This is a genomic window from Streptomyces uncialis, from assembly GCF_036250755.1.
Classification (GTDB): Bacteria; Actinomycetota; Actinomycetes; order Streptomycetales; family Streptomycetaceae; genus Streptomyces; species Streptomyces uncialis.
Genome location: NZ_CP109583.1, coordinates 4,732,162 through 4,756,594, shown reverse-complemented (window position 1 = coordinate 4,756,594; position 24,433 = coordinate 4,732,162). Strand labels below are relative to the sequence as shown.

Annotated in this window: 21 protein-coding genes; 12 read left to right on the top strand and 9 right to left on the bottom strand. The window is 72.3% G+C overall.

The window, feature by feature from the left end; genetic code table 11:
* Window positions 1-126: 126 nt before the first annotated feature.
* Window positions 127-846 carry a GntR family transcriptional regulator gene (locus tag OG711_RS19745; protein ID WP_079184377.1) on the top strand — a complete coding sequence of 240 codons (720 nt, stop codon included), beginning with the start codon at window positions 127-129 and terminating at the stop codon, window positions 844-846.
* Window positions 843-2,153 carry an MFS transporter gene (locus OG711_RS19740; protein ID WP_329559941.1) on the top strand — a complete coding sequence of 437 codons (1,311 nt, stop codon included), beginning with the start codon at window positions 843-845 and terminating at the stop codon, window positions 2,151-2,153. The genes OG711_RS19745 and OG711_RS19740 overlap by 4 nt, the downstream gene beginning before the upstream one ends.
* Before the next feature lie 161 nt (window positions 2,154-2,314).
* On the opposite strand, the gene OG711_RS19735 is transcribed toward OG711_RS19740, so the two are convergent.
* Window positions 2,315-3,139 (bottom strand): maleylpyruvate isomerase family mycothiol-dependent enzyme, encoded by an 825-nt coding sequence (locus tag OG711_RS19735; protein WP_266509867.1) that lies wholly within the window; start codon window positions 3,137-3,139, stop codon window positions 2,315-2,317.
* Between the two features lie 200 nt (window positions 3,140-3,339).
* Here OG711_RS19735 and OG711_RS19730 point away from each other — a divergent pair, with 200 nt between their 5' ends.
* On the top strand, window positions 3,340-4,128 hold the full coding sequence (locus OG711_RS19730; protein WP_329559940.1) for a carbon-nitrogen family hydrolase: 789 nt from the start codon (window positions 3,340-3,342) through the stop codon (window positions 4,126-4,128).
* 465 nt (window positions 4,129-4,593) lie between these two features.
* Window positions 4,594-6,414 carry an NHL domain-containing thioredoxin family protein gene (locus tag OG711_RS19725; RefSeq protein WP_329559939.1) on the top strand — a complete coding sequence of 607 codons (1,821 nt, stop codon included), beginning with the start codon at window positions 4,594-4,596 and terminating at the stop codon, window positions 6,412-6,414.
* A gap of 500 nt (window positions 6,415-6,914) precedes the next feature.
* Here the strand turns inward: OG711_RS19725 and OG711_RS19720 are convergent, their stop codons facing one another.
* The 3 genes from OG711_RS19720 to OG711_RS19710 form a co-directional block, all read right to left on the bottom strand.
* Window positions 6,915-7,130, bottom strand: a complete 216-nt coding sequence (locus tag OG711_RS19720; protein WP_073782778.1) for a DUF6458 family protein — start codon at window positions 7,128-7,130, stop codon at window positions 6,915-6,917.
* Between the two features lie 133 nt (window positions 7,131-7,263).
* Complete coding sequence (locus tag OG711_RS19715) at window positions 7,264-8,556, bottom strand: M18 family aminopeptidase (protein ID WP_073782780.1); 1,293 nt, start codon at window positions 8,554-8,556, stop codon at window positions 7,264-7,266.
* Between the two features lie 584 nt (window positions 8,557-9,140).
* Window positions 9,141-10,967: an acyl-CoA dehydrogenase gene (locus OG711_RS19710; RefSeq protein ID WP_073782782.1), complete on the bottom strand. Its 1,827-nt coding sequence runs from the start codon at window positions 10,965-10,967 to the stop codon at window positions 9,141-9,143.
* Window positions 10,968-11,236: 269 nt separating this feature from the next.
* Between OG711_RS19710 and OG711_RS19705 the strand changes: the two genes are divergently transcribed.
* A complete protein-coding gene (locus OG711_RS19705; protein ID WP_073782784.1) occupies window positions 11,237-11,725 on the top strand; it encodes an SseB family protein in 489 nt (162 codons plus the stop codon).
* Between the two features lie 89 nt (window positions 11,726-11,814).
* On the top strand, window positions 11,815-12,063 hold the full coding sequence (locus tag OG711_RS19700; protein ID WP_073782786.1) for a hypothetical protein: 249 nt from the start codon (window positions 11,815-11,817) through the stop codon (window positions 12,061-12,063).
* Window positions 12,064-12,940: 877 nt separating this feature from the next.
* Here OG711_RS19700 and OG711_RS19695 read toward each other — a convergent pair.
* From OG711_RS19695 to OG711_RS19685, 3 genes are all read right to left on the bottom strand, one after another.
* On the bottom strand, window positions 12,941-14,446 hold the full coding sequence (locus OG711_RS19695; protein ID WP_073782788.1) for an MFS transporter: 1,506 nt from the start codon (window positions 14,444-14,446) through the stop codon (window positions 12,941-12,943).
* A 312-nt stretch (window positions 14,447-14,758) separates the two neighbouring features.
* On the bottom strand, window positions 14,759-15,382 hold the full coding sequence (locus OG711_RS19690) for a TetR/AcrR family transcriptional regulator (RefSeq protein ID WP_266509857.1): 624 nt from the start codon (window positions 15,380-15,382) through the stop codon (window positions 14,759-14,761).
* A gap of 39 nt (window positions 15,383-15,421) precedes the next feature.
* Window positions 15,422-15,877, bottom strand: coding sequence for a MarR family winged helix-turn-helix transcriptional regulator (locus OG711_RS19685; protein ID WP_073782793.1), 456 nt, complete (start codon window positions 15,875-15,877; stop codon window positions 15,422-15,424).
* Between the two features lie 89 nt (window positions 15,878-15,966).
* On the opposite strand from OG711_RS19685, the gene OG711_RS19680 reads away from it, so the two are divergent.
* The 3 genes from OG711_RS19680 to OG711_RS19670 all read left to right on the top strand — a co-directional run bounded on the left by OG711_RS19680 (window position 15,967) and on the right by OG711_RS19670 (window position 18,404).
* A complete protein-coding gene (locus OG711_RS19680) occupies window positions 15,967-16,317 on the top strand; it encodes a DoxX family protein (protein WP_073782794.1) in 351 nt (116 codons plus the stop codon).
* Window positions 16,318-16,507: 190 nt separating this feature from the next.
* Window positions 16,508-16,927: a YciI family protein gene (locus OG711_RS19675; RefSeq protein ID WP_073782796.1), complete on the top strand. Its 420-nt coding sequence runs from the start codon at window positions 16,508-16,510 to the stop codon at window positions 16,925-16,927.
* Between the two features lie 226 nt (window positions 16,928-17,153).
* Complete coding sequence (locus OG711_RS19670) at window positions 17,154-18,404, top strand: RNA polymerase sigma factor (protein ID WP_266510548.1); 1,251 nt, start codon at window positions 17,154-17,156, stop codon at window positions 18,402-18,404.
* A gap of 109 nt (window positions 18,405-18,513) precedes the next feature.
* On the opposite strand, the gene OG711_RS19665 is transcribed toward OG711_RS19670, so the two are convergent.
* Window positions 18,514-19,362, bottom strand: coding sequence for an ABC transporter permease (locus OG711_RS19665; protein WP_329559938.1), 849 nt, complete (start codon window positions 19,360-19,362; stop codon window positions 18,514-18,516).
* Window positions 19,359-20,438, bottom strand: a complete 1,080-nt coding sequence (locus OG711_RS19660) for an ATP-binding cassette domain-containing protein (RefSeq protein ID WP_329559937.1) — start codon at window positions 20,436-20,438, stop codon at window positions 19,359-19,361. Before OG711_RS19660 ends, OG711_RS19665 begins: the two co-directional genes overlap by 4 nt.
* Before the next feature lie 293 nt (window positions 20,439-20,731).
* Here OG711_RS19660 and OG711_RS19655 point away from each other — a divergent pair, with 293 nt between their 5' ends.
* From OG711_RS19655 to OG711_RS19645, 3 genes are all read left to right on the top strand, one after another.
* Entirely contained in the window at window positions 20,732-21,157 is a 426-nt protein-coding gene (locus OG711_RS19655; protein WP_073782800.1) for a hypothetical protein, read from the top strand.
* Between the two features lie 32 nt (window positions 21,158-21,189).
* Window positions 21,190-22,557, top strand: a complete 1,368-nt coding sequence (locus OG711_RS19650; protein ID WP_329559936.1) for a PP2C family protein-serine/threonine phosphatase — start codon at window positions 21,190-21,192, stop codon at window positions 22,555-22,557.
* A gap of 747 nt (window positions 22,558-23,304) precedes the next feature.
* A complete protein-coding gene (locus OG711_RS19645) occupies window positions 23,305-24,432 on the top strand; it encodes a hypothetical protein (RefSeq protein WP_073782804.1) in 1,128 nt (375 codons plus the stop codon).
* Window position 24,433: the final 1 nt, after the last annotated feature.

Here is a 24,433-nt window from a genome sequence, read left to right as displayed (position 1 = left end):
GATGACCGGACCGGCGGGGATATCGCGGAGTTATCACCGGCGGCGCACGGAATTCCCCCCTCCGTTCCCGGGTCCGCATCCTGGACCCTCCTCGTCATGCGTACGTCTTGTATCTAAGCTGTGCGCATGCCTGCCTCCGCCGCCCTGACCGCCGCTCCCGGGACCCGTGCGACAGGCGCCGCCGCCGCTCCTCCCACCGGACCCGCCGCCAAGCAGCCGCCCGCCGCCGACCGGGTCTACGGCCACGTCAAACAGGCCGTACTGGACCGCCGCTACGAAGGCGGGACCCTGCTGACCGAGGGCGAGCTGGCCGAGGCCGTCGGCGTCTCCCGGACCCCCGTACGCGAAGCGCTGCTGCGGCTGGAGGTCGAGGGGCTGATCAAGCTCTACCCGAAGAAGGGCGCCCTCGTCCTGCCCGTCTCCGCGCAGGAGATCGCGGACGTCGTCGAGACCCGGCTGCTCGTCGAGGAGCACGCCATCCGCAAGGCCGTCCCCGCGCCGCCCCGGCTGATCGCCCGCCTCGCCGAACTCCTCACCGAGCAGAAGGCGCACGCGGCGGCCGGCCGGTTCACCGAGGCCGCCGTCACCGACCGCTGCTTCCATGTCGAGATCGTCCGCAGCGGCGGCAACGAGATCCTCTCCCGGCTCTACGAGCAGCTCCGCGACCGGCAGCTGCGGATGGGCGTCGCCGTCATGCACTCCCACCCCGACCGGATCGCCAAGACCCTGACCGAGCACGAGGAGATCCTCGACGCGCTGCGCGCCGGGGACACCGACCGCGCCGTCGACGTCGTGCACCGCCACATCGGCTGGTTCTCCGGCCTCGCCCGGGGTGACGTCCGGTGAGCGCCGGGTCGGCGGGGCTGCCCGGCGACCCACCCGGCGGGCGCCGCGCGCTCGTCGTCTGGTCGATCGGGGTCTCCGTCTACTTCGTCGCGGTCATCTTCCGCACCTCGCTCGGCGTCGCCGGCCTGGACGCGGCCGACCGCTTCCGGATCAGCGCGTCCGCCCTGTCCGCCTTCTCGATACTGCAACTGCTCGTGTACGCGGGCATGCAGATACCCGTCGGCCTGCTGGTCGACCGGCTCGGCACCAAGAAGGTGCTGGTCATCGGGGCCGTGCTGTTCACCGCCGGACAGCTCGGCTTCGCGCTCGCCCCCTCGTACGGCACCGCCCTCGCCGCGCGGGCGCTGCTCGGCTGCGGCGACGCGATGACGTTCATCAGTGTGCTGCGGCTCGGCACCCGCTGGTTCCCGGCGCGGCGCGGTCCGATGATCGCGCAGCTCGCCGGACTCGCGGGTATGGCGGGGACCCTCGTCTCCACCCTGGTCGTCGCACGGCTGCTGCACGGCGTCGGCTGGACGGCCGCGTTCGCGGGCAGTTCGCTCGCCGGGGTGCTCGTCCTCGTCCCGCTGCTGCTGTTCCTCAAGGACCACCCCGGCGCGGCCGAACGGCCGGAGGGGACCCGGCCCCGGCAGGGCGCCGCGTTCGTCCGGCGCCAGCTGTCCTCGTCCTGGGCCGAGCCCGGTACCCGGATCGGACTGTGGGTCCACTTCACCTCGCAGTTCCCGGCGATGGTGTTCCTGCTGCTGTGGGGGCTGCCGTTCCTCGTCGAGGCGCAGGGCCTGACCCCGGACGCCGCGGGCGGACTGCTCACCCTGCTCGTGGTCTCCAACATGCTGGTGGGCCTGGTGTACGGACAGATCGTCGCCCGGCACCACGCGGCGCGGCTGCCCCTGGTCCTCGGCACGGTCGGGGCGACCGCGGCCGTCTGGGCGCTCACCCTGGCCTGGCCGGGCGGCCGGCCCCCGCTCGCCGTGCTCGTGACCCTGTGCGTGGTCCTCGGCGCCGGTGGGCCGGCCTCCATGATCGGCTTCGACTTCGCCCGCCCCGCGAACCCGCCCGAACGCCAGGGCACCGCCTCCGGGATCGTGAACATGGGCGGCTTCGTGGCGTCCATGACCACCCTGCTCGCGGTCGGACTGCTCCTCGACCTGACCGGCGGCGAGTACCGGGCCGCGTTCTCGGCGGTGTTCGTCCTCCAGGCGGTCGGCCTCGCGCAGATCGTCCGGCTGCGGGCGCGCGCCGCCACCCGGGAACGGGAACGGCTCGTCGCCAGCAGGGTCACCACCGTGCACGTACCGGCGGCCTGACGCGCCGACAGGCCCGTGGGGGCCGGGGGTTCGGGCCTGGGGGTCCGGCGGTGACGCCGGGTCGGAAGGCGTACGTGGGGGCAGGGGCGTACCGGGCCGTCGGCGCGCGGTGCTGAGTACTCGCTGCTCGCGGACGGGTGGGGCGTGCGGGGCGTACGGGGTCAGGGGGTGATGGCGAAGTTGCGCAGGATCGCCGCGGCGAACTCCTGGTCGCCCTCGGCCTTGATGCGCTCGCGCACCGACTCCAGGGACACCCGTCCGCACGCCAGCCGGAAGTACGTCTCCCAGTCCAGCCCCAGGGTGACCAGCGGGCCCAGCGAGGGCGCGCCGTCGACCGAACCCCGGCCGTCCGCGTTCACCCGTACCGTCCGCAGGAACTCCACCGGCCCGTGCACGTCCACCACCACGGCCGAGTTGGGCGGGGCGCCCGCGTCCTTCGCGACGACCTTCGGCAGCGCCTCCAGCATCGCGTCCCGCGCGATGTGCGCACCGGGCGAGTCGAGGTTGCCGGGCTGGGCGAGGGCGATCCGCAGATCCTGCTCATGCACCCAGATGTCGAACGCGCGCCTGCGCATCGCGAACTCCAGGGTCTCCTCGCTGCCGAGCAGCCCCCGGATCTTCGTCTCCGGCTGCCGGGTCTCGTTGCGGATCTGCCGCGAGCGGCGGATGACCGTGTACTCCAGCTCCGACGTCATCTCGGGCCCGGTGTGATGCCGCCGGACGTCGACCTGCATCTCCATGTACCGCTGGTGCTCCGTCTGTACGTGGTACAGATCGCGGGGCAGGGTGTGGATCGGCCGCGGGTCGCCGAGCATCTCGCAGTCCAGGCCGATGACATGCGACACGATGTCCCGGACCGACCAGCCCGGACAGGGTGTCGCGCGGTTCCACTCCCCTTCCACGAGCGGCTGCACCAGCTCCGCTATCGCTTCCACGGAGTGCGTCCAGGCGTCGGCGTAGTTCTGAAGGCTGGGATGGAGACTCACGAGACCCCTCGGGCGGTTGTTGCTTGCGGCGGGCTGCGTTGCGGGTCGGGCGTGCTGCGTGCGGTGGGCCGGGCTCGGCGCGGGTGGGGGTCCGGGGGTTCCCCGGAAAGGACAGTACGCTGGTTGACGAGACCCCGGCAGTGCTTTCGTGTGACGATCGTAGGCCGTGTTGACGACTTGAATGCCAGGACGGTGGTAGTGTGCGCGCCTCTCTCCTCCAGATCGGCGCAGACGACGCCGAATCGGTCGCTTCCCGCCGTACCCGGGTCGCCTCGCTCGTCCGGGAGCAGTCGGACGCGGACCTGGTGGTGCTTCCCGAGCTGTGGACGACCGGCGCGTTCGCGTACGAGTCGTTCGCCGCGGAGTCCGAGCCCCTGAAGGGGCCCACGTACGAGGTGATGGCCCGGGCGGCGGCCGACACGGGCGTCTGGCTGCACGCGGGGTCCGTGCCCGAGCGTGACCCGGACGGCACCCTCTACAACACCTCCCTGGTCTTCGCCCCCGACGGCTCGCTCGCCGCGTCGTACCGCAAGATCCACCGGTTCGGTTTCGACCGGGGCGAGGCGGTGCTGATGGGCGCGGGCTCGGAGCTGGTCACCGTGCGGCTGCCCGGGACCACGGTCGGTCTCTCCACCTGCTACGACCTGCGGTTCCCCGAGCTGTTCCGGGGGCTGGTCGACGCGGGGGCGGAGGTGCTGGTCGTCTCCGCGGGGTGGCCGGAGCGGCGGCTCGGGCACTGGACGCTGCTGGCGCGTGCGCGGGCCGTCGAGAACCAGGCGTTCGTCCTCGCCTGCGGGACCTCCGGGGGGCACGCGGGGGTGCCCCAGGCGGGACACAGCATGGTGATCGACCCCTGGGGCGAGGTCCTCGGGGAGGTCACGGGGGCGGGCGACGCGGTGCTTTCCGTCGAGTTCGACCCCGCGCGGGTGGGTGTGGTCCGGGAGGAGTTCCCGGCCCTCAAGGACCGCCGGCCCCACTTCCGAGCCTGATCGCCTTCGCTTGCGCTTCTGGGTCTGTCCGGCGGGACGTACTTGTCCCCGTGCGGGTCGGACGGGGGTGCGCAGTTCCCCGCGCCCCTGGATGCTGCCTCCTGCTGTTGTTCTCCGGGTGCGGGCCGGTTCTCGTCTTCGCGCAGTTCCCCGCGCCCCTGGGTTTCCTGTGCGGGTCGCCTTCGCTTGCGCTTCCCAGGTCTCTCCGGGTGGGCGGACTCGTTCCTGTGCCGTCGTTCGTGGGGTGCGCGGTTCCCCGCGCCCCTGGATGCTGCCTCCTGCTGTTGTTCTCCGGGTGCGGGCCGGTTCTCGTCTTCGCGCAGTTCCCCGCGCCCCTGGGTTTTCTGTGCTGGGCGTACTCGTTCCTGTGCCGTCGCTCGGTGGTTTCGCGCAGTTCCCCGCGCCCCTTTGGGCGGGCGGGCACCCGGTTGTCCGTTCGTTGTCGGGCGGGTGCATCCTGAACGTATGGACGATCAGGAGAAGGCTCCCCGGAGTGCCCGCGTTCGCGCGCCGGAGCTCACCGGTGAGGGCGGCTGGCTCAACACGGGCGGCCACCAGTACAGCCTCGCGGAGCTGCGCGGCCGGATCATCGTGCTGGACTTCTGGACGTTCTGCTGTGTGAACTGCCTGCACGTCCTGGACGAGCTCCGGGAGCTGGAGGAGCGTCACCGTGACACCGTCGTGGTGATCGGTGTGCACTCCCCCAAGTTCGTGCACGAGGCGGACCACCAGGCGGTCGTGGACGCCGTCGAGCGGTACGGGGTCGAGCACCCCGTACTCGACGACCCCCGGCTCACGACCTGGAAGCAGTACGCCGTACGCGCGTGGCCGACGCTCGTCGTGATCGACCCCGAGGGTTACGTCGTCGCCCAGCACGCCGGTGAGGGGCACGCGCACGCGATCGAGCGGCTCGTGGAGGAGCTGGAGGCCGAGCACACGGCCAAGGGCACCCTGCGGCGCGGCGACGGACCGTACGTGGCACCCGAGCCCGTCGCCACGAGCCTGCGGTTCCCCGGCAAGGTCCTCCTGCTGCCCTCCGGCAACCTGCTCGTCTCGGACACCACCCGCCACCAGCTCGTGGAACTCGCGTCGGACGGCGAGAGCGTCGTCCGCCGGTTCGGCTCCGGCACCCGGGGTCTGGCCGACGGGTCCGCCGACCGCGCGGAGTTCAACGAGCCGCAGGGGCTCGCCGCGCTCGACGACGGCTCCGTGGTGGTCGCGGACACCGTGAACCACGCGCTGCGCCGCCTCGACCTCGTCAGCGGCGAGGTCACCACCCTCGCGGGCACGGGACGCCAGTGGTGGCAGGGATCGCCCACCAGCGGTCCGGCGCGCGAGGTCGACCTCTCGTCGCCGTGGGACGTGGCCCTCTTCGGCGGCAAGGTGTGGATAGCCATGGCGGGCGTCCACCAGCTGTGGACGTACGACCCCGCCGACGGCACGGTCACGGTGGCCGCCGGGACGACCAACGAGGGGCTGGTCGACGGGCCGGGTACGGAGGCGTGGTTCGCGCAGCCGTCGGGGCTCGCCGCCGCCGGTGACCGGCTGTGGGTCGCGGACTCCGAGACGAGCGCGCTGCGCTGGATCGGGTCCGACGGCGCGGTCCGCACGGCCGTCGGTACGGGGCTGTTCGACTTCGGGCACCGGGACGGGGACGCGGAGCAGGCCCTCTTCCAGCATCCGCTGGGGGTCACCGTGCTGCCGGACGGTTCGGTCGCGGTCAGCGACACGTACAACCACGCGCTGCGGCGTTACGACCCCGCGACCGGGGAGGTCACCACGCTCGCCACGGACCTTCGGGAGCCGTCCGACGCGGTCGTCGTGGACGGGGACATCGTCGTCGTGGAGTCGGCGCGGCACCGGCTCACCCGGCTCCGGCTGCCCGAGGAGGCGGTTCGTGTCGACGGGGTCGCGCATCGCACCCGCCGGGAGGCCACGGAGGTCGCGCCCGGTCCGCTGAGCCTCGATGTCGTCTTCCAGGCACCGGCCGGTCAGAAGCTCGACGCGCGGTACGGTCCGTCGACCCGGCTGCTGGTCTCCTCGACGCCGCCGGAGCTGCTGCGCTCGGGTGAGGGCGCGGGGACGGATCTGACGCGGACCGTGGACCTCGATCCGGAGGTGGGGGAAGGGGTCCTCCATGTCTCCGCGATGGCGGCGTCCTGCGACGACGACCCGGCGAACGAGTACCCCGCGTGCCACGTCCACCAGCAGGACTGGGGCGTCCCGGTCCGACTGGTCCCCGCCGCCACGAACCGCCTCACACTGGTCCTGGCGGGTATGCCGTAACCCCGGCCGGGCGGGCCGCCTCCGCTCGCCCTCCCGAGGTTGCCTTTCGCCCCCTCCCCGCGCGGTCGCCCGGCTGCGGGAGGGGGTGGGCGGGAATCTCTGCCCGCAGACTCCGACGCCACCAGTGGGGCCACCTTCCCGTCCCTACCGAGCGCGTTGGAGCGAGGACGGAGAATCCCGACCGGCCCCGACCCGAAGAACCGCCCGGGAGCGCCCCAAAGGGGCGCGGGGAACTGCGCAAAACCACCGAGCGACGGCACATGAACGGAGTGCGTCCAGCCGGACAGACCTCGGAAGCGCAAGCGAAGGCGACCCGCGGGGAACCGCGAAACCACCGAGCGACGGCACAGGACCAAGCGCGTCCCGCCGGACAGACCTGGAAAGCGCAAGCGAAGGCGAACCGCGGGGAACCGCGAAACCACCGAGCGACGGCACAGGACCAAGCGCGTCCCGCCGGACAGACCTCGGAAGCGCAAGCGAAGGCGACCTGCGAGGTCGACCTACTTCGGGGGGTTCTCCACCACCGTCGTGGTGCCGCCCGGCACCATGACCCTGCGTCGCCGGGCGATGCTGCTGAAGGTCACGACCCCGATGAGGCCGACCGCCATCAGGATCAGCCCGACGACGTCGAGATTCACCCCCTGCATCTCCCAGTCCGTCGCGAATGTGAGGATCGCGCCCACCGCGATGAATACGATGCATCCGCCCAGCCCCATGAATCTCGCCTCCGTGTCAGACACGCCTGTCGGTACGGCAGTTGCTGTACTGAACCCGGGTACCCGGGAAGGCCGTGTCCATGCGGGGCGGTCCGGGCGGGCTCCGGGCGGGCGGTCCGCGACCGGCCCGCGGTCAGCCGCTGAGGAACGCGACGAGCGCGTTGGCCAGCAGATGCGGGTCGTCGGCCGCGCACAGCTCACGCGCACTGTGCATGGACAGGATCGCGACGCCGATGTCGACGGTCTTGATGCCGTGCCGCGCCGCGGTGATCGGCCCGATGGTCGTCCCGCAGGGCATCGCGTTGTTGGAGACGAATGTCTGGAAAGGTACGCCCGCCTTCTCGCACGCGGCGGCGAACACGGCACGCCCCGAGCCGTCGGTGGCGTAGCGGTTGTTGACGTTGACCTTGAGGATGGGGCCGCCGCCCGCGCGCGGGTGGTGCGTTGGATCGTGGCGTTCCGCGTAGTTGGGGTGCACGGCGTGGCCGGTGTCCGAGGACAGGCAGACCGTACCGGCGAGGGCGCGGGCGCGGTCCTCCAGCGAGCCGCCGCGCGCGTACACGGAGCGTTCCAGACAGGAGCCGAGCAGCGGGCCGTCCGCGCCGGTGTCGGACTGGGAGCCGTTCTCCTCGTGGTCGAAGGCGGCGAGGACGGGGATGTACGGCAGGTCCTCGGCCGCGGCGACGGCGGTGAGCGCGGCGGTGGCCGCGTGGACGGACAGCAGATTGTCCATCCGGGGCCCCGCGACGAGTTCCTTGTCGCGGCCCAGGTAGGAGGGGGCCTCGACGGGGTGGAGCATCAGGTCCCAGCCGGTGACCGAGTCCTCGTCGAGCCCGTACTCGTCCTCCAGGAACCGGATCAGGTCGCCGTCGAGCGAGTCGCCGAAACCCCAGATCGGCTGCATATGGCGCTGCGGGTCCAGCTTCAGGCCCTCGGGCGTCACCTTGCGGTCCAGATGGATGGCGAGCTGCGGTACGCGGGCGACCGCGCGGTCGACGTCGACCAGCCGGTGGGTGCCGTCACGCAGGGAGAGCCGGCCCGCGAGTCCGAGGTCACGGTCGAGCCAGGAGTTGAGCAGGGGGCCGCCGTAGATCTCGACCGCGATCTGCCGCCAGCCGTGCGCGGAGAGGTCCGGCTGCGGCTTCACCCGCAGGTTCGGCGAGTCGGTGTGCGCTCCGACGATGCGGTACGGGGTGTGGGGCGAGGCGCCCTCGGGGACGTACCACGCGATGATCGCACCGCCGCGCAGTACGTATTTCCCGCCCGCAGTCCCGTCCCAGGCGTCGGTCTCGGCAACTTGCCGGAAACCCGCCTTCTCCAGCCGTTCGGCGGCGTTCGCCACGGCGTGGTAGGGGGAGGGGCTGGCCGCGAGAAAGGTCATCAGGTCGTCGGTGTGACCGCGGTCGAAGCGGGGGGGTTGGCTCATGGGTTCACCTTAACGACGCGGGAAGGCGCGCTCCTGCGGGTGGGAGCGGGCCTTGAGTGAAATGTACATGCCCCGGGCAGTTGCCCCCCGGGTAAGGGTGTCGGCTCCCGGGCGGGTGCCCGACCGCCGCCCACCAGGGACCGGGGGCGGGCCGGTGCGGGGTCGTCGCCGGTCCGCCGCCGACCCGTTCGGGCGGTCCGTCGGCGTGGTCGGGGAACCGGGGGCGCGGCCCGGTCCCCGCACCACCCGGCACGCCCGCGCACGCCCCGCGCACACCGTCCGTCCCACCGCCGTCCACCGTCCGCCACACCGCCGCACACCCTCCGACCCACCGCCGTAGGGCTTCAGGACCGGAGCGCGCGGGTTCAGGACCGGAGCGCGCGGGGGGCCCGGGCCGTCGCACGGGGTGCTCCGGGCCGTACGGGGCCGGACCCCGCCAGGCCGGCACGGTCCGGGGAGGGACCGTGCCGGCCGGACGGGGTCCGGTCGGGGTGGGGACGGGGTCCGGGAGGGCCCGGCGCCGGATCGGCGGGGTGGCGCGGGGACGGCTCAGGGGGTGGGTCAGGGGGTGGGTCAGGGGTGGGTCAGAACGCTGCCTCGTCCAGGTCCATCAGGTCGAGGCCGACGGACTCGGCGATCCGGCGCTCGGTGGTGACCGCGGGCAGGACGTTCGCCGCGAAGAACTTCGCCGCGGCCACCTTGCCCGCGTAGAACGCGCGGTCCTTCGGCGCCGCGGAGTCCAGCTTCTCGGCGGCGACCGCCGCGCCCCGCAGCAGCAGATAGCCGACGACCACGTCGCCCGAGGCGAGCAGCAGCCGGGTGGTGTTGAGTCCGACCTTGTAGATCGACCGGACATCGCTCTCGGTGGCCGCGAGGTCCGTCAGCATGACGCCGACGATGGCCTCCAGCTCGACCGCCGCCTGGGCGAGCTGCTCGCGCGCGGCGGCCAGCTCGTCGCCGCCGGAGCCGATGGCGAGGAACTTCTTGATCTCCTCGGCGAGGGAGTTCAGCGCGGCGCCCTGGTTGCGGACGATCTTCCGGAAGAAGTAGTCCTGCCCCTGGATCGCGGTGGTGCCCTCGTACAGGGTGTCGATCTTGGCGTCCCGGATGTACTGCTCGACCGGGTACTCCTGGAGGTACCCGGAGCCGCCGAAGATCTGGAGCGACTGGGCGAGCTGCTCGTACGCCTTCTCGGAGCCGTAGCCCTTGACGATCGGCAGCAGCAGGTCGTTCATCGCGTGCTCGTGCGAGGCGTCCTCACCGGCCGCCTCCTTGGCGGTGATGGTGTCCTGGACGGACGCGGTGTGCAGCACGAGCGCGCGCATGCCCTCCGCGTACGCCTTCTGCGTCATCAGCGAGCGGCGGACGTCGGGGTGGTGGGTGATGGTGACCTTGGGCGCGGCCTTGTCCATGAACTTCGCCAGGTCGGGGCCCTGGACGCGCTCCTTGGCGTACTCCAGGGCGTTGAGGTAGCCCGTCGACAGGGTGGAGATGGCCTTCGTGCCGACCATCATCCGGGCGAACTCGATGATCCGGAACATCTGCCGGATGCCGTCGTGCTTGTCACCGATCAGCCAGCCCTTGGCGGGGTGCCGGTCACCGAAGGTGATCTCGCAGGTGTTGGACGCCTTGAGGCCCATCTTGTGCTCGACGTTGGTGGCGTAGGCGCCGTTGCGCTCGCCGAGCTCACCGGTCTCGAAGTCGAACAGGTACTTGGGGACGAGGAAGAGGGACAGGCCCTTGGTGCCGGGACCGGCGCCCTCGGGACGGGCGAGGACGTAGTGGAGGATGTTCTCCTCCATGTCGTGCTCACCGGAGGTGATGAACCGCTTCACGCCCTCGATGTGCCAGGAGCCGTCCTCCTGGCGGACGGCCTTCGCGCGGCCCGCGCCCACGTCCGAACCGGCGTCGGGCTCGGTGAGCACCATCGTGGAGCCCCACATGCGCTCGACGGCGACCGACGCGAGCTTCTTCTGCTCCTCGGTGCCCTCCTCGAAGAGGATGCGGGCGAACGCGGGGCCGGAGGAGTACATCCACACCGCCGGGTTCGCGCCGAGCACCAGCTCCGCGTAGGACCAGATCAGGGAGGCGGGCGCGGTGGTGCCGCCGATCTCCTCCGGGATGCCGAGACGCCAGTACTCGGAGTCCATGAACGCCTTGTACGACTTCTTGAACGACTCGGGGAGCGGGGCGCTGCCCGTGGCGGGGTCGAACACCGGCGGGTTGCGGTCGGCGTCCGCGTACGACTCGGCCAGCTCGTTCTCCGCGAGCCGGGTCAGCTCGGACAGGACACTGCGCGCGGTGTCCACGTCCATCTCGGCGAACGGTCCGCTGCCGTACACCTTGTCGCGCCCGAGCACCTCGAAGAGGTTGAACTCGATGTCGCGGAGATTCGACTTGTAGTGCCCCATGACGACGGCTCCGTAGGTAGCTCGGGTGATGACGTGTGTGTACTGACGAGTAGCACGTTCCTCCGATGATGCTACCCGTCGGTAATAACGTGCAACCCCCGACCGGGGGGAGTCTGCGGGCCGGGCCTCGGTTCCGGACCGCCGCGCCATGCTCCGCGGGCGGAATCCGGCCACCTCACGGACCCGCCCCGGCCGGTGTCCCGGCCGGTGTCCCACGACCCGGCCGGGCCGGGTCCGCGGGCGGGGCCCCGCTCGGTACCCTTGCGCTCATGTACGGCTACGAGCAGCACGTGGGCGGCGCCGCCCCTGGGCAGAGTTACGCGCAGCCGCAGCCCCCGCCGCAGCAGCAGATGGCCGGGGGGTACGGGCAGCAGCAGGCGCCGCTGTACCCGGAGCCCTCACCGCCGTCGCTCGCGGACGCGGTGCGGGCGTTCACCACGGGGTCCATGGCCGCGGAGGACTTCCAGCAGATCTTCGCCACGTCGAAGGTGTACTGCCCGCGGGGCGACAACCCCGGCTTCCTGGCCCTGCACAACACCCAGCAGCCGGTGATCCCGATGTTCACCTCGCTCAAGGAGCTGCGCCGGTACGCCGGCAAGGAGTCCAAGTACTTCGTCATCACCGGGGCGGAGGTCATCGATCTGCTGCCCACCGGGTACGGCTTCGTCCTCGACATGGAGGGCGACCACCGGATGGTGTTCGACGCCAAGGCCGTGGAGCAGATGGTCGACTTCGCGATGCGGCGGATGTACGGCTGAACCGCGATTCCCCCTCGGGGCCGATTCCCTTTCGGGGCCGCCGGGGGACAATGGTGGCTCTGTTGGCCTTGGGGCGGGAAGGAGGTCCTGTGAGTCGGAACCGGGACTACGGGGATTGGCTGGGTCGGGCCGCCGACTGGGCGGGGCTGCTGGGGGCGGGGTTCCTGCTGATCCTGGCGTTCGTCGCGTATCTCCAGGGGCAGGGGGTGCTGTGGATGGCCGCGGCGGTGGTGATCGTGGCGACGAACCTCTTCACGTTCGGGCCTCGCAGCAGGAAGCGGCGCGAGGCGAAGGAGCGGGCGCGGGCCGCCCGCGAACGGGAGCCGGCGGACGGCTGATCCCCGCGGGTCGCCTTCGCTTGCGCTTCCCAGGTCTGTCCGGCGGGACGTACTTCGTTGCTGTGCCGTCGCTCGGTGGTCTGCGCAGTTCCCCGCAGGTCGCCTTCGCTTGCGCTTCCCAGGTCTGTCCCGGTGGGCGCACCTGTTTCCTGTGCCGTCGCCCGGTGGTTTCGCGCAGTTCCCCGCGCCCCTGGATGCTGCCTCTGGTCGTCGCTCTTCGGGTGCGGGGCGGTTCTCGTCTTCGCGCAGTTCCCCGCGCCCCTTTGGGGCGCGTTCTGTTGTTCTTCGGGTCGGTGCCGGTCGGGATTCTCCGTCCTCGCTCCAACGCGCTCGGTCGGACGTCCCCCTTGCCCGACTGAAGAGCATCGGAGTCTGCGGGCAGAGATTCCCGCCCACCCCCTCCCGCAGCCATGCGACTGCGAGAGGAGAGGAGTGCCCCTTCAGGGGCGCGGGGAACTGCGCGAAACCCACGAGCGACGGCACGGAACGGAGTACGTCCAGCCGGACAGACCTCGGGGCGCGAGCGAAGGCGACCTGCGGGGAACTGCGCGAAAACGAGAACCGGCCCGCACCCGAAGAGCGACAGCAACGGGGCAGCATCCAGGGGCGCGGGGAACTGCGCGAAGACGAGGGCAGACCCGCACCCGACGGACAAACCCGAAGGGGCACCACCCAGGGGCGCGGGGAACTGCGCGAAACCCACGAGCGACGGCACGGAACGGAGTACGTCCAGCCGGACAGACCTCGGGGCGCGAGCGAAGGCGACCTGCGGGGAACTGCGCACCCCCGTCCGACCCGCACAGGGACAAGTACGTCCAGCCGGACGGACCCCCGGGGGCGCGAGTGAAGGCGACCCGCGGCCCCGGGGGGAAACCGGTCAGCCCAGGTGGGCGGCCGGGAGGGGGGCCGTTGCGTCGGGCTTGTCGCCGCGGACGGCGGTGACCGTGATGATCAGCCCCGCGACGAAGAGCCCCGCGGCCACGAGGTACGCCGCCGCGTACCCCTCGGTGAGCGCCTGACCGGCACGGTCGAGGAGGGCGGCATCCCCCGTGGCCATCGCCCGGTAGAACGTGCCCGAGGCATCCGGCACGAGATCGTCCGCCGTGGTCATCGCCACGGTCGTGAGCCCGGCCAGCCCCAGCGCGCCACCGATCTGCTGCGCGGTGTTCAGCAGCGCCGACGCGATCCCGGAGTCCTCCGGCAGCACCCCCCGCACCGCACCTAGCGTCATCGGCACGAAGCTCGCCCCGAGCCCCAGCGCCGTGACGAACATCGCCGGGGCGAGATGCGTCGCGTACGACGAGTCGTGCTCCAGCCTCGCGAACCACAGCATGCCCAGCGCACCGATCAGCAGGCCGGGGCCCGCGATCGCGCGCGGCGAGTAGCGGGAGATCAGCCGGGAGCCGAGCCCGGCCGAGACCATCATGCCGACGGTGAACGGCAGGTACGCGAGCCCTGTCTCCACCGGGCTGTAGCCGAGTATCTGCTGGAGGTAGAGGGTCAGGAAGTAGAAGGTCGCGAACATGCCCGCGCCCAGGAACAGCATCGTGACGTACGCGCCGGAGCGGCCCCGGTCCCGGAACAGCCGCAGCGGCATCATCGGGTGCGCCGACCTCGTCTGGAGCACCAGGAACACCGACAGCAGCACGGCCGCCACGGCGAACGACGCGAGTGTCAGCCCGTCCGACCAGCTGTGCTCGCCGCCCCGGGTGATCCCGTAGACGAGGGCGATCAGACCGCCCGTACCGGTGATCGCGCCCGGCACGTCCAGCCGTCCGTGCTCCGGCTTGCCCTCGGCCAGCAGCTTCGTACCGGCGAGGACCGCGATGCCGATCGGGATGTTCACGAAGAACACCCAGCGCCAGTCGAGGTAGTCCGTCAGCACACCGCCGAGCAGCAGTCCGACGGTCGAGCCGAGGCCCGCCATCGCCGCGTACACGCCCATGGCCTTGTTGCGGGGCGCGCCCTCGGGGAAGTTCGTGGTGATCAGCGACAGCGCGGTCGGGGCGGCGATGGCCGCGCCTATGCCCTGGAGGATGCGCGCGCCGATCAGCGTCACCTCGTTCGTCGCGAAGCCGCCCAGCAGGGACGCGACGGTGAAGACGACGATGCCGACGCGGAACATCCGGCGGCGCCCGAAGAGGTCGCCCGCCCGGCCGCCGAGCAGCAGCAGACCGCCGAAGGCGAGGGCGTACGAGTTGACGATCCACGCGAGCGTGGACGCCGACACATCCAGGTCGGACTGGATGCTCGGCAGCGCGATGTTGGTGATCGTGCCGTCCAGCACGACCATCAGCTGGGCCGCGGCGATCACCACCAGTGCCCAGCCGAGGTGTCTTTGGACGGCGGCCGGGGCCTCGCGGCCGGACGCGGTTGCAGTCATGACGTGGTGCTCCTAGGTGTTCTCACGGGGGTACCGGGGTTCGGCGGGGCCGTCCGGCCGGACCACCGTGAAAACTATACGTACGTTGATTTTTATTTCTCACCGTACGTTGAGAAACGCGTCACACCTCCCTTCACGGGTCGCACCGGCCCTTCACGGGGCGTACCGCCATGAGTGACACCCGCGTGTGTCCGGCCCGTCCGGGAACGCCGGGAGCCCGCCGCGTGGACGGCGGGCTCCCGGATTTGGGACTCCGGATTTGGGACTCCGGATTCGGGACCCCGGGTTCGGGGCCCGGGGCGGTGGGAGGCTTCAGGCGGGGCGGTCGTCGGGCCTCACGAGGAGTTCGCGCAGGACGGGGACCGAGACGCGCAGTACGTCCGTCAGGTCGGCCGCCGCGAGGTCCGGCAGCCGCAGTACGTACCGGTGGGTGGCGATGCCCATCATCATCGCGCCGACGAGGGCGGCGCGCAGCCGGGCGTCGGGGTCGTCGCCGAGGCGTTCGGCGACGGGGTCCACGGCCTGTTCCGTGACCCGTTCCCGGAGCAGGGCCGCCGCTTCCTCGCTGGTCATGCTGGCGCGCAGCAACGCCGTCATCGGGGTGTCGGGGTCGTTGGACCACGAGGTCAGCATGTACCGGAGGTAGTTCTCGACGGACTGGCCGGGGTCGTCCGTCGTCAGTTCGGTGACGGGGATGTGCCAGTCCGCGGCTTCCCGGAAGAGTTCCTGCTTGGTGCCGAAGTAGTGGATGACGGACGCCTTGTCGACGCCCGCGTCGGCCGCGATCGCGCGGATCGTGGCGCGTTCGAACCCGGACTGGGCGAACTGCTTGCGGGCGGCTTCCAGGATGCGGCGGCGGGTGCGCTGGCCCTTGCGTTCCCGGCCGTCGGCGGTGGTGCCGGCGGTGGGTGGGGGGTGCGCGTCATCGCTGGTCACGGGGGCCTCTCGGGGAGCGTGGGGGTGTCGCCGCCGACGTCAGTCCTCGGTGCAGGTGAACTGGTCGGGGGAGACGTTGATCCGGTTCAGGAGGTCGCGCAGCAGGAGCTGTTCCGCCGGGGAGAGATGGGTGAACAGCTCTCCTTCGGCCTCCGCGAGGATCTCGTCCGACCTGCGCAGCACAGCGGCTCCGGCGGGGGTGATCTCCACGATGTGCCGGCGCCGGTCGGCGGGGTCGCGGCGGCGCAGTGCGAGCTCGTCGCGCTCCAGGTCGTTCAGGACGGCCACCAGCACGCTCGGGTCGACCTCCAGCATGTCCACCAGGGCCTGCTGGCTCACCGGGCCCGTGTCCAGGTGCTTCAAGGTCATCATGTGCCGCGGTGTCAGCCCGCTGGAGACCAGCGCTCTGCGGAGCATCATCTGGGCGCCCGCACCATGCCTGGCCAGCAGGAACGCCAGGCCCTCGGTCATCTCTTCCGCCTCGCCCGCCACCATGTGAATACCCTAACAGCCGTCCATTACCCGGTTTCGTCAATCGTTGTTATGGTTCAACGATCTGTCTGCCTAGACCGTAAGAGGTCCCCGTGTACATCGCCTACGTGGTCGTCGCCGTTCTGTTCGCCCTGATGCTGGCCGGTTCCGGCCGGGGGAAGCTGGTGCGCGAGCAGCGGGTGACCGACACCATCACCGGGCTCGGCGTGCCCCTGAGCTGGTTCGTCCCGCTCGCCGTGCTGGAGTTCGCCGCCGCGCTCGGGCTGCTCGCGGGCATCTTCTACCGCCCGCTCGGCATCGCGGCGGGCATCGGCGCGGTGCTGTACTTCGTGGGCGCCCTGATCGCCCATCTGCGGGCCAAGGACACCAAGGGTCTGGCGGCCCCCGGTGTGATGCTGCTGTTCTCGGCCGCTCCGGTGGCGCTGGGCTTCCTGTCGCTCTGAGGGCGGCGGACCTCGCTCCGAGGGCGGCGGACCGCGAACGGCTCCGGGACGGGTCCGGTCACCGTGTCGGTGGTGGTTCCGGGAAAAGTCGCGCGGATCGTGGGAGGACTGTCCGGAAACCGTGTCCGGCTCCGACGTATCCATGGAACCGGAGGACCGGTGCCACTGGAGCACTCTCAAGGGAGCCGTAATGAAGTACATGGTGATGATCCTCGGTACACAGGCGGACTACGCGGCCATGCGGGGCGACAGCTCCGACGGGAGTCCCGCGTACACCGAGCAGGACCTGGTCGCGATGGGCGCGTTCATGAGCGCGCTGAGCGACGATCTCGCGGAGAGCGGGGAACTGATCGACGGCCAGGGGCTGACGGAGCCCGCGCTGGCGCGGTTCGTGACCGGCGCCCCCGACGATCCGCAGCCGGTGGTCACGGACGGTCCCTACGGGGAGACGAAGGAGGTCCTCGCCGGATACTGGATCCTGGACTGCGCGAGCCTGGACCGGGTCACGGAGATCGCGGCCCGGGTCACCCGGTGTCCGCAGCCCGCGGGATCGGCGATCCGGCCGGTGGTGATCCGGCCCCTGATGGCCCAGGGCGAGATCACCGCCTGACGGTCCGGGAACCACGTACCGGGAGCGAGCGGTGAGGGACGGCGACGGACGCGGGGACGCTGACGGGGACGGGGACGCCCGCGCCCGTGGTGACGGGGACGCCCGCGTCCGTGGTGACGGCGACGCCCGCGTCCGTGGTGACGGCGACGGCCCCGGCGACGCAGACGGCGGACACGTCAGCGGCAGCGGGGCCGGCGGCGGTGACCGCGCGGGCGGCGTCGAGGATCTGCTGCGGCTGCACGCGCCGCAGGTGCTGGGCGCGCTGGTGCGCCGGTACGGGCACTTCGGCCTGGCCGAGGACGCCGTCCAGGAGGCGCTGCTCGCGGCGGCCGGTCAGTGGCCGGCCGACGGGGTGCCCGCGAACCCCCGGGGGTGGCTGATCAAGGTGGCGTCCCGGCGGCTCACGGATCTGCTGCGGGCGGAGGAGTCCCGGCGCCGCCGGGAGGAGACTGCGGCGCGGCTCGTGCCCGCGCACGAGCGCACCGCGCCGTCGCCCGGCGAGTCCCGCGCGCCGAGCGGCGACGACACCCTGACCCTGCTGTTCCTGTGCTGCCGTCCCGAACTGAGCCCGGCGGCACGGGTCGCGCTGACCCTGCGGGCGGTCGGCGGACTGACGACCGCCGAGATCGCCCGCGCCCATCTCGTACCGGAGGCGACGATCGCCCGCCGGGTGAGCCGCGCCAAGGAGAAGCTGCGGGGGACCCCGTTCCGGCGGCCGGACCCCGCCGAGCTGGCCGAACGGCTCGGGGCCGTCCTGAAGGTGCTGTACCTGATCTTCACCGAAGGGCACACGGCCACGTCCGGACAGCGGCTGCGCCGCGGGGACCTGGCGCGGGAGGCGATCCGGCTCACCCGCGTCCTGCGGGCGCTGCTGCCGGACGACGGCCGGGTCACGGGACTGCTCGCGCTGATGCTGCTGACCGACGCCCGCGCCGCGGCCCGTACCGGTCCGCACGGCGAACTCGTGCCGCTGGACGAGCAGGACCGCGCCCTGTGGGACCGTGCCGCCCTCGCCGAGGGCACCGCCCTGGTCGAGGAGTCGCTGCGCCGCCCGCCCGTCGGCGTCTACCAGGTGCAGGCGGCCGTGGCCGCGCTGCACGGTGAGGCGGCGTCGGCGCGGGACACGGACTGGCCGCAGATCCTGGCCCTGTACGACGTGCTGGTGGCCCTCGGCCCGGACCCGATGGCGGCGCTCGGGCGGGCGGTGGCGCTGTCGATGGTGCGGGGCGCGCGGGCGGGCCTCACCGAACTGGACCGGCTGGAGGAGGCGACGCCTTCGCCGGGCCCCTTCGCGGGCAACCACCGGCTGTACGCCGTACGGGCCCATCTGCTGGAACGCGCCGGGGACCCGGTGGCCGCGCGGGCGGCGTACCAGGAGGCCGCCCGGCGCACCCTCAGCGAACCGGAGGCCCGTTATCTGTCCCGCCGGGCGGCCCGCCTGGCCCCCGACCGCCCGGCCCCCCGTCCCGCCGACTGACCGGAGTACCCGGCCCGGGTGACCTGGCCCGCGAGGATCGGCGCGGCCTGGCCCGCGAGGACCGGCGCGGACCCGCGAGAACCGACGAGGCCCCGGCGCGCCCCGGGCGCTACTTCCGGTTGTACATCCGCATCGTCAGCGTCCCGAAGACGACGACGAGAGCTGCGGACCAGCCCACCGCCCAGCCCAGTTCGGCGGCGGGCCAGTGTCCGGCCATCAGTTCCCGCACGGCCGTCGCGACATGGGTGATCGGGTTGTGGTTGACGAACGCCTGGAGCCAGCCGGGCATGGTCTCCGGCTTGACGAAGATGTCACTGAGGAACGTCAGCGGGAAGATCACCATCATGCTGACGCCCATGACGGACTTCTCGGTGCGCAGCAGCAGCCCGAACATCGTCCACACCCACGACACCGCGAACGAGAAGACGACCAGCAGCGCGACTCCCGCGAGCACGCCGAGGAGCCCGCCGTCCGGGCGGAAGCCCATGATCAGGCCGACGCTGATCATCACGATGGAGGCGATCACATAGCGGACCATGTCGCCGAGGAGGTACCCGACCATCGCGGCGGGCCGCCACACGGGCAGGGTCCGGAAGCGGTCGAAGACGCCTTTGTCGATGTCCGTGTTGATCGCGACACCCGTGTACATGGTGATCATGACGATGGACATCACCAGCATGCCGGGCAGCAGGTACTGGATGTACTCCTGGGGCGACCCGGCGAGGGCCCCGCCGAAGAGGTACGTGTACATCAGGATCAGCATGACCGGGAACGCGGTCACGTCGAAGAGCTGTTCCGGCACATGCTTGATCTTCAGCATGGCCCGCCAGCCGAAGGTGAGGGACGCGGAGAGCGGTCCCGGCCGGGGCGGCCGGTCCTTCGCGATGAGCAGATCCGCGAGGGAGTCGGTCCGGACGGGGGCGAGTTCCTGGGCGTCCGTGGTGGTCACGGTACTCATGCCGCTGCCTCTTCCGTGGGCTCGTTCGTGGGCCGGTCGTTCGCGGGCCGGTCATGCGGGGGCCGGTCGTGCGCGGGGGTGACGGGGCGGTCGGTGAGGGCCAGGAAGACCTCGTCCAGGCTGGGCTGGCCGAGCGCGAAGTTGTCGACGGTGATCCCGGCGCGGGTCAGTTCGGCGAGCGCGCGGGACGCCTGGTCGGCGGCGTTGTGCCCGTCGGGCGCGGTGTCCTGCCCGATCCGGGCGCTGAGCGCGACGGGGTCGGGTTCGAGGACGACCCGCGCGTCGAGGACGCGGGCGAGCAGTTCCCGGGCCTCCTCGCGACGGCCCGCGTCCCGCAGCCGGACATGCACGGAACCCGCGCCCACGGACGCCTTGAGATCGCCCTTGGTGCCCTCCGCGATCACCCGGCCGTGGTCGATGACGGCGATCCGGGACGCGAGCTGGTCGGCCTCGTCGAGGTACTGGGTGGTGAGCAGCACGGTGGTGCCCTGGGCGACGACCGCGCGGATGATGTCCCAGACCTGGTTGCGGCTGCGCGGGTCGAGCCCGGTGGTGGGCTCGTCGAGGAAGAGCAGGTCAGGGGTGTTGAGGATGGAGGCGGCGATGTCGATACGGCGCCGCATGCCACCGGAGTAGTTCTTGACCTGGCGTTCGGCGGCCTCCTCAAGTCCGAACGCGGTGAGCAGCTGCTCCGCCCGCCCGTACGAGGCCTTGCGGCCGTGGCCGGTCAGCCGGGCGAGCAGCACCAGGTTCTCGGTGCCGGTGAGGTCCTCGTCGACGGAGGCGTACTGGCCGGTGAGGCTGACCCGGGTGCGTACGGCGTCGGCCTCGCGGACGACGTCGTGGCCGAAGACGCGGGCCCGGCCGCCGTCGGGCCGCAGCAGGGTCGCCAGCATCCTGACGGTGGTGGTCTTGCCCGCGCCGTTGGGCCCGAGGAGGCCGTAGACGGTGCCGACGGGGACGACGAGGTCGACGCCGTCCACCGCCCGGGTGCCGCCGAACGTCTTCACCAGGCCCTCGGTCTCGATGGCGGGCCCGGCCGTGGTGGCCGCCCGTCCGCTCTGTGCGCTGCTCATGTCCGCCTCGCGCCTTTCGTCCGTTTCATCCATGGTCCACGATCCGCGCCGGACGGTGCCGGGCGAACGCGTGGGAGTGCGGTCCGTGGAGTGGGGACCGGTGGCGGGGCCGGAACTCATCGGTCCTTGCCGAATGTGTGTGCGAATTTCTTGGCGGCGGTCCGGGACCCGGCACAAGTTGCCCGCACGGCCCCCCGGGTGTGCTCTGGAGAGGTACGGGCGACGGCCGGACCGCACGGCACACCCGGCACACCCGGCCCGCCCGGCAGCGCCCATGGAGAGGAAGTGGTCCCATGACGCACACGGCCCCCGCAACGGGGACCCCGGCCCCGCGTCCCCGTACCCCCGCCGCGTCGTCCGCCGTCGACCCCATGGCGCCGGGCACCTGGCTGCCCGTCCTGCTGGGCGTCGTGTACGGCTTCTGGATCTCCGGGATCAGCCGGGACGCGAGCGGCTACCAGGTCACCGGCTGGAACATCTTCCTCGGCTTCGCCGCCGGTATCGCCGTCGCCGCGGTCGCCTTCGCACTGCACCGGGTGGGACCGGCCCTGCGCTCCGGACCGCGCGCGATGTCCTGGGCCGTGTTCGCCGGGCTCGCCTTCGGCTTCTGCTACAGCCAGACCGGGCACTCCGTGCTGCGTTCCACGGGGATCTCCCTCGCGGTGGCCGCCGGTGTGTTCGCGGCGACCTACTACCACTACTACATCAACGAGGACTGAGCCCCCGTCCCGCTACGGACACCCGGCGCCCTATGCGTATCCGCAGCTCCCACCCCGCCCCGCCGGACTCCCGCGCCCGCCCGCCGCGACCCGGCGGCGGCCGGGTGCGCCGGCGCGACGGGGGCCCGCGTACCCGCGCCGGGGTGCCCCTCGGCTCCTTCCCCGTGCCGGGCGGTCAGGAGCCCGCCGCCACGTCCTCCCTGCGGATACGGGGGTACAGCGTGGCGTGGCTGCCGCCGCTGGTCCTGCTGGTCGCCCTCGTGCTGTTCGACTGGAACACCGGGGGCGAGTTCCGGGTGGCCTCCTGGATCGTGATGGTCCCGGGGATCGCGGCGGCGCTGTGCGGGGTGTGGGGGACGGCGGCCTTCGCGGTGATCTCGCTGGCGGCGTACACCCTGGTGGACAACGCCTGGCCGCACGAGTTCCAGACCGGGCTGCCCGACTTCATCCTCGTCGGCATCGGCGGTGCGCTCGCCACGGGTGCCAGCTGGGTACGGCTGCGCAACGAACGGCGGGCCCTGCACATGCGGGACGTGGCCGACACCACCCGGCTCACCGTGCTGCGCCCGCTGCCGCCCCGCTGGGGCGGACTCGACCACGCGGCCGTCTACCTCGCGGCGGACAGCGTCGCCAAGGTCGGCGGCGACTTCTACGACATCCAGCCCAGCCGGCACGGCACCCGGGTCCTGCTCGGGGACGTCCAGGGCAAGGGCCTCGGCGCGGTCGACGGGGCGGCGGTGCTGCTCGGCTCGTTCCGGGAGTCCGGGTACCACGAGCCACGGCTGTCGACCGTCGCGGAGCGGCTGGAGACCCGGATGCGTCGCCACCGCTACTACTGTCTGCGGGTCGGCCGCGACGACGGCGACCGGTTCGCCACCGCGGTCCTGCTCGGGTTCCCGCCGTCCGAGCGGCCCGGGTCCCGGCTGGAGATCGTCAACTTCGGCCATCAGCCGCCGCTGTTCGTCAGCCCCGCCGGGGTCCGCGAACTCGTCCCCGGCGACGGGCTGCCGCTCGGCCTCGGGGACCTCTCCGACAGCCCGGCACTCGTCCAGCGGGTGGCCGTCCGCCCCGACGAGACGGTGCTCCTGGTCACCGACGGGGTGACCGAGGCCCGCGACGCGCACGGCGTCTTCTTCCCGCTGTTCCAGGCGGTCACCGGGATGGTGGCGGCCGATCCGGAGAACGCCCGGCCGGAACGGCTGGTGACCCTCGTCCGGGACGCGACCCTCGCCCACTGCAACGGACACCTCGGCGACGACACGACGATCTTCGCGGTGCGGGGTACGGGGACGGAGGCGGGGACGGGGTTCTGGGACGAGGAGGAACCGGGCGGCCCCCCGTGGGAGACCGCACAGCGGCCACCCCGCCGCCGCCGGGTACGCCGGACAAAGGCCCCGTGACCCCGAAGGGACGCGGGGAAACGACCCGCACGGCCGTGAATACGTGCACCCGAGGCGGGCCCCGAAGGGGCGCGGGGAACTGCGCACCCCCGGAGTACCCGCACAGCCGTGGGGACGTGCACCTGAGGCGACCCCGAAGGGGCGCGGGGAACTGCGCAAAGGACGAGGGCCGCCCCGCACCCGACGGACGACCGGCTGGGGCAGCATCCAGGTACGCGGCCGACCCGCACGGTCGTGGGGACGTGCACCTGAGGCGACCCCGAAGGGGCGCGGGGAACTGCGCAAGAGACGAGGGCCGCCCCGCACCCGACGGACGACCGGCTGAGGCAGCATCCAGGGGCGCGGCCGACCCGCACGGCCGTGAATACGTGCACCCGAGGCGACCCCGAAGGGGCGCGGGGAACTGCGCAAAGACGAGGGCCGCCCCGCACCCGACGGACAACCGGCTGGGGCAGCATCCAGGGGCGCGAGGAACTGCGCACCCACGAGCGACCCGCACAGCCGTGAATACGTGCACCCGGACAAACCCCAGTGCCGTGCCGCAAGGCACCACGCACCCGCACGGACAAGGGACAGGGACAACGGACGACGGACGACGGACGACGGACGACGAAAACCGACACCCCCGCGGAAGCGATTAGCACGAGCCGCACGCCCCCGCGTGCCAGATGCGTCCATCGGGGCCCGGAACCCCCCGAACGACGCACCCCACTCGCGCCCACCCGTCCGGAGGACTTCCGTGGAACCGTGCCCCGAACAACAGCCCGCGGCGCCCTCGCCGCCACGCTGACCGCCACGGCCTGCGCCCTGCTGCCCCTCGGCGCGCTGGCGACCTGGGCACGCCTCGAAATAGGCGACCCCGACGCGTACACCGCGGCGATGGCCCCCCTGGCCACCGAACCGGGCGTCCGGGACGCCTTCGCGGACGCCGTCACCGCGGGCATCATGCGCGAGGTCGACCGGGGCCCCCTCCAGGAGCGGACGGTCCGGCTGTTCGTCCGGGACGCCGTCGGCTCGTTCACCGGCACCGACGCGTACCGCGCCGGCTGGGACGCCGCGAACCGCGCGGCGCACGACGTCGTGATGCGCGCGGTCCGCGAACAGCACGGCGAGAGCGTCACCATCGACCTCGCTCCCGTGACCGAACGGGTCAAGGAGCGACTCGTCCACGACGGGGTCCCGTTCGCCGGGCGCATCCCGGTCGAGCCCACGGTCGTCACCGTGCTCCGGGGCGAGGAACCGGAGCGCCTGCGGAAGGGGTTCCACATGCTCGAATTCGCGGGGGTCTGGCTGCCCGCCGTGTCCGTGCTGCTCGCCCTCGGCGGCATCCTGCTCGCGACGGTCCGCCGCCGCGCCGTCACCGCGACCGCCCTCGGCGCGGCGGCGAGCGCGGCGGTGCTCGCCGCCGGGATCGCCGTCTGCCGGGAGGTGACCCTCGCGGACCTGCCGCCGCATGTGTCCCGCGCGGCGGCGGGCGCCGTGTTCGACGCGCTCACCGGCTCACTGCGCACCGCCGCGTGGGTGATCCTCACGGCCGGTGTCGTCGTGGCGCTCACCGCATGGGCCGCGGGCCGCTTCGAGGGCGTACGCGGCGCCCGGACCGCCACCGGGGGACAGGCCCCCGCCCAGGCCCCCACCCAGGCCCCCACCCAGGGCACCGCACCGGACCCCGCGCACCACCCCGTCAGCCATCCCGAAACCCACGCCGTCCCCCACCCCGACGCCATCGCCATCGGCACCCCGATGCCCTTGCCGTGGCCCGCTGACCTGCCGGAACCCGCCGTCGACTCCGACGGCCGCGCGCACCGGGAGCCCGCGGGGGCAACCGTCACCGACGTCCCGCCGTCCTTGAGGGAGGATTCAGGCGGTACGTAAC

What these genes read in the sequence shown, in the direction of transcription:
- OG711_RS19745 (WP_079184377.1), top strand. Translation starts at nt 127, where the DNA reads ATGCCTGCCTCCGCCGCCCTGACCGCCGCTCCCGGGACCCGTGCGACA.
- OG711_RS19725 (WP_329559939.1), top strand. Translation starts at nt 4,594, where the DNA reads ATGGACGATCAGGAGAAGGCTCCCCGGAGTGCCCGCGTTCGCGCGCCG.
- OG711_RS19720 (WP_073782778.1), bottom strand. Translation starts at nt 7,130, where the DNA reads ATGGGGCTGGGCGGATGCATCGTATTCATCGCGGTGGGCGCGATCCTC.
- OG711_RS19715 (WP_073782780.1), bottom strand. Translation starts at nt 8,556, where the DNA reads ATGAGCCAACCCCCCCGCTTCGACCGCGGTCACACCGACGACCTGATG.
- OG711_RS19710 (WP_073782782.1), bottom strand. Translation starts at nt 10,967, where the DNA reads ATGGGGCACTACAAGTCGAATCTCCGCGACATCGAGTTCAACCTCTTC.
- OG711_RS19705 (WP_073782784.1), top strand. Translation starts at nt 11,237, where the DNA reads ATGTACGGCTACGAGCAGCACGTGGGCGGCGCCGCCCCTGGGCAGAGT.
- OG711_RS19695 (WP_073782788.1), bottom strand. Translation starts at nt 14,446, where the DNA reads ATGACTGCAACCGCGTCCGGCCGCGAGGCCCCGGCCGCCGTCCAAAGA.
- OG711_RS19685 (WP_073782793.1), bottom strand. Translation starts at nt 15,877, where the DNA reads ATGGTGGCGGGCGAGGCGGAAGAGATGACCGAGGGCCTGGCGTTCCTG.
- OG711_RS19675 (WP_073782796.1), top strand. Translation starts at nt 16,508, where the DNA reads ATGAAGTACATGGTGATGATCCTCGGTACACAGGCGGACTACGCGGCC.
- OG711_RS19665 (WP_329559938.1), bottom strand. Translation starts at nt 19,362, where the DNA reads ATGAGTACCGTGACCACCACGGACGCCCAGGAACTCGCCCCCGTCCGG.
- OG711_RS19660 (WP_329559937.1), bottom strand. Translation starts at nt 20,438, where the DNA reads ATGAGCAGCGCACAGAGCGGACGGGCGGCCACCACGGCCGGGCCCGCC.
- OG711_RS19655 (WP_073782800.1), top strand. Translation starts at nt 20,732, where the DNA reads ATGACGCACACGGCCCCCGCAACGGGGACCCCGGCCCCGCGTCCCCGT.
- OG711_RS19650 (WP_329559936.1), top strand. Translation starts at nt 21,190, where the DNA reads ATGCGTATCCGCAGCTCCCACCCCGCCCCGCCGGACTCCCGCGCCCGC.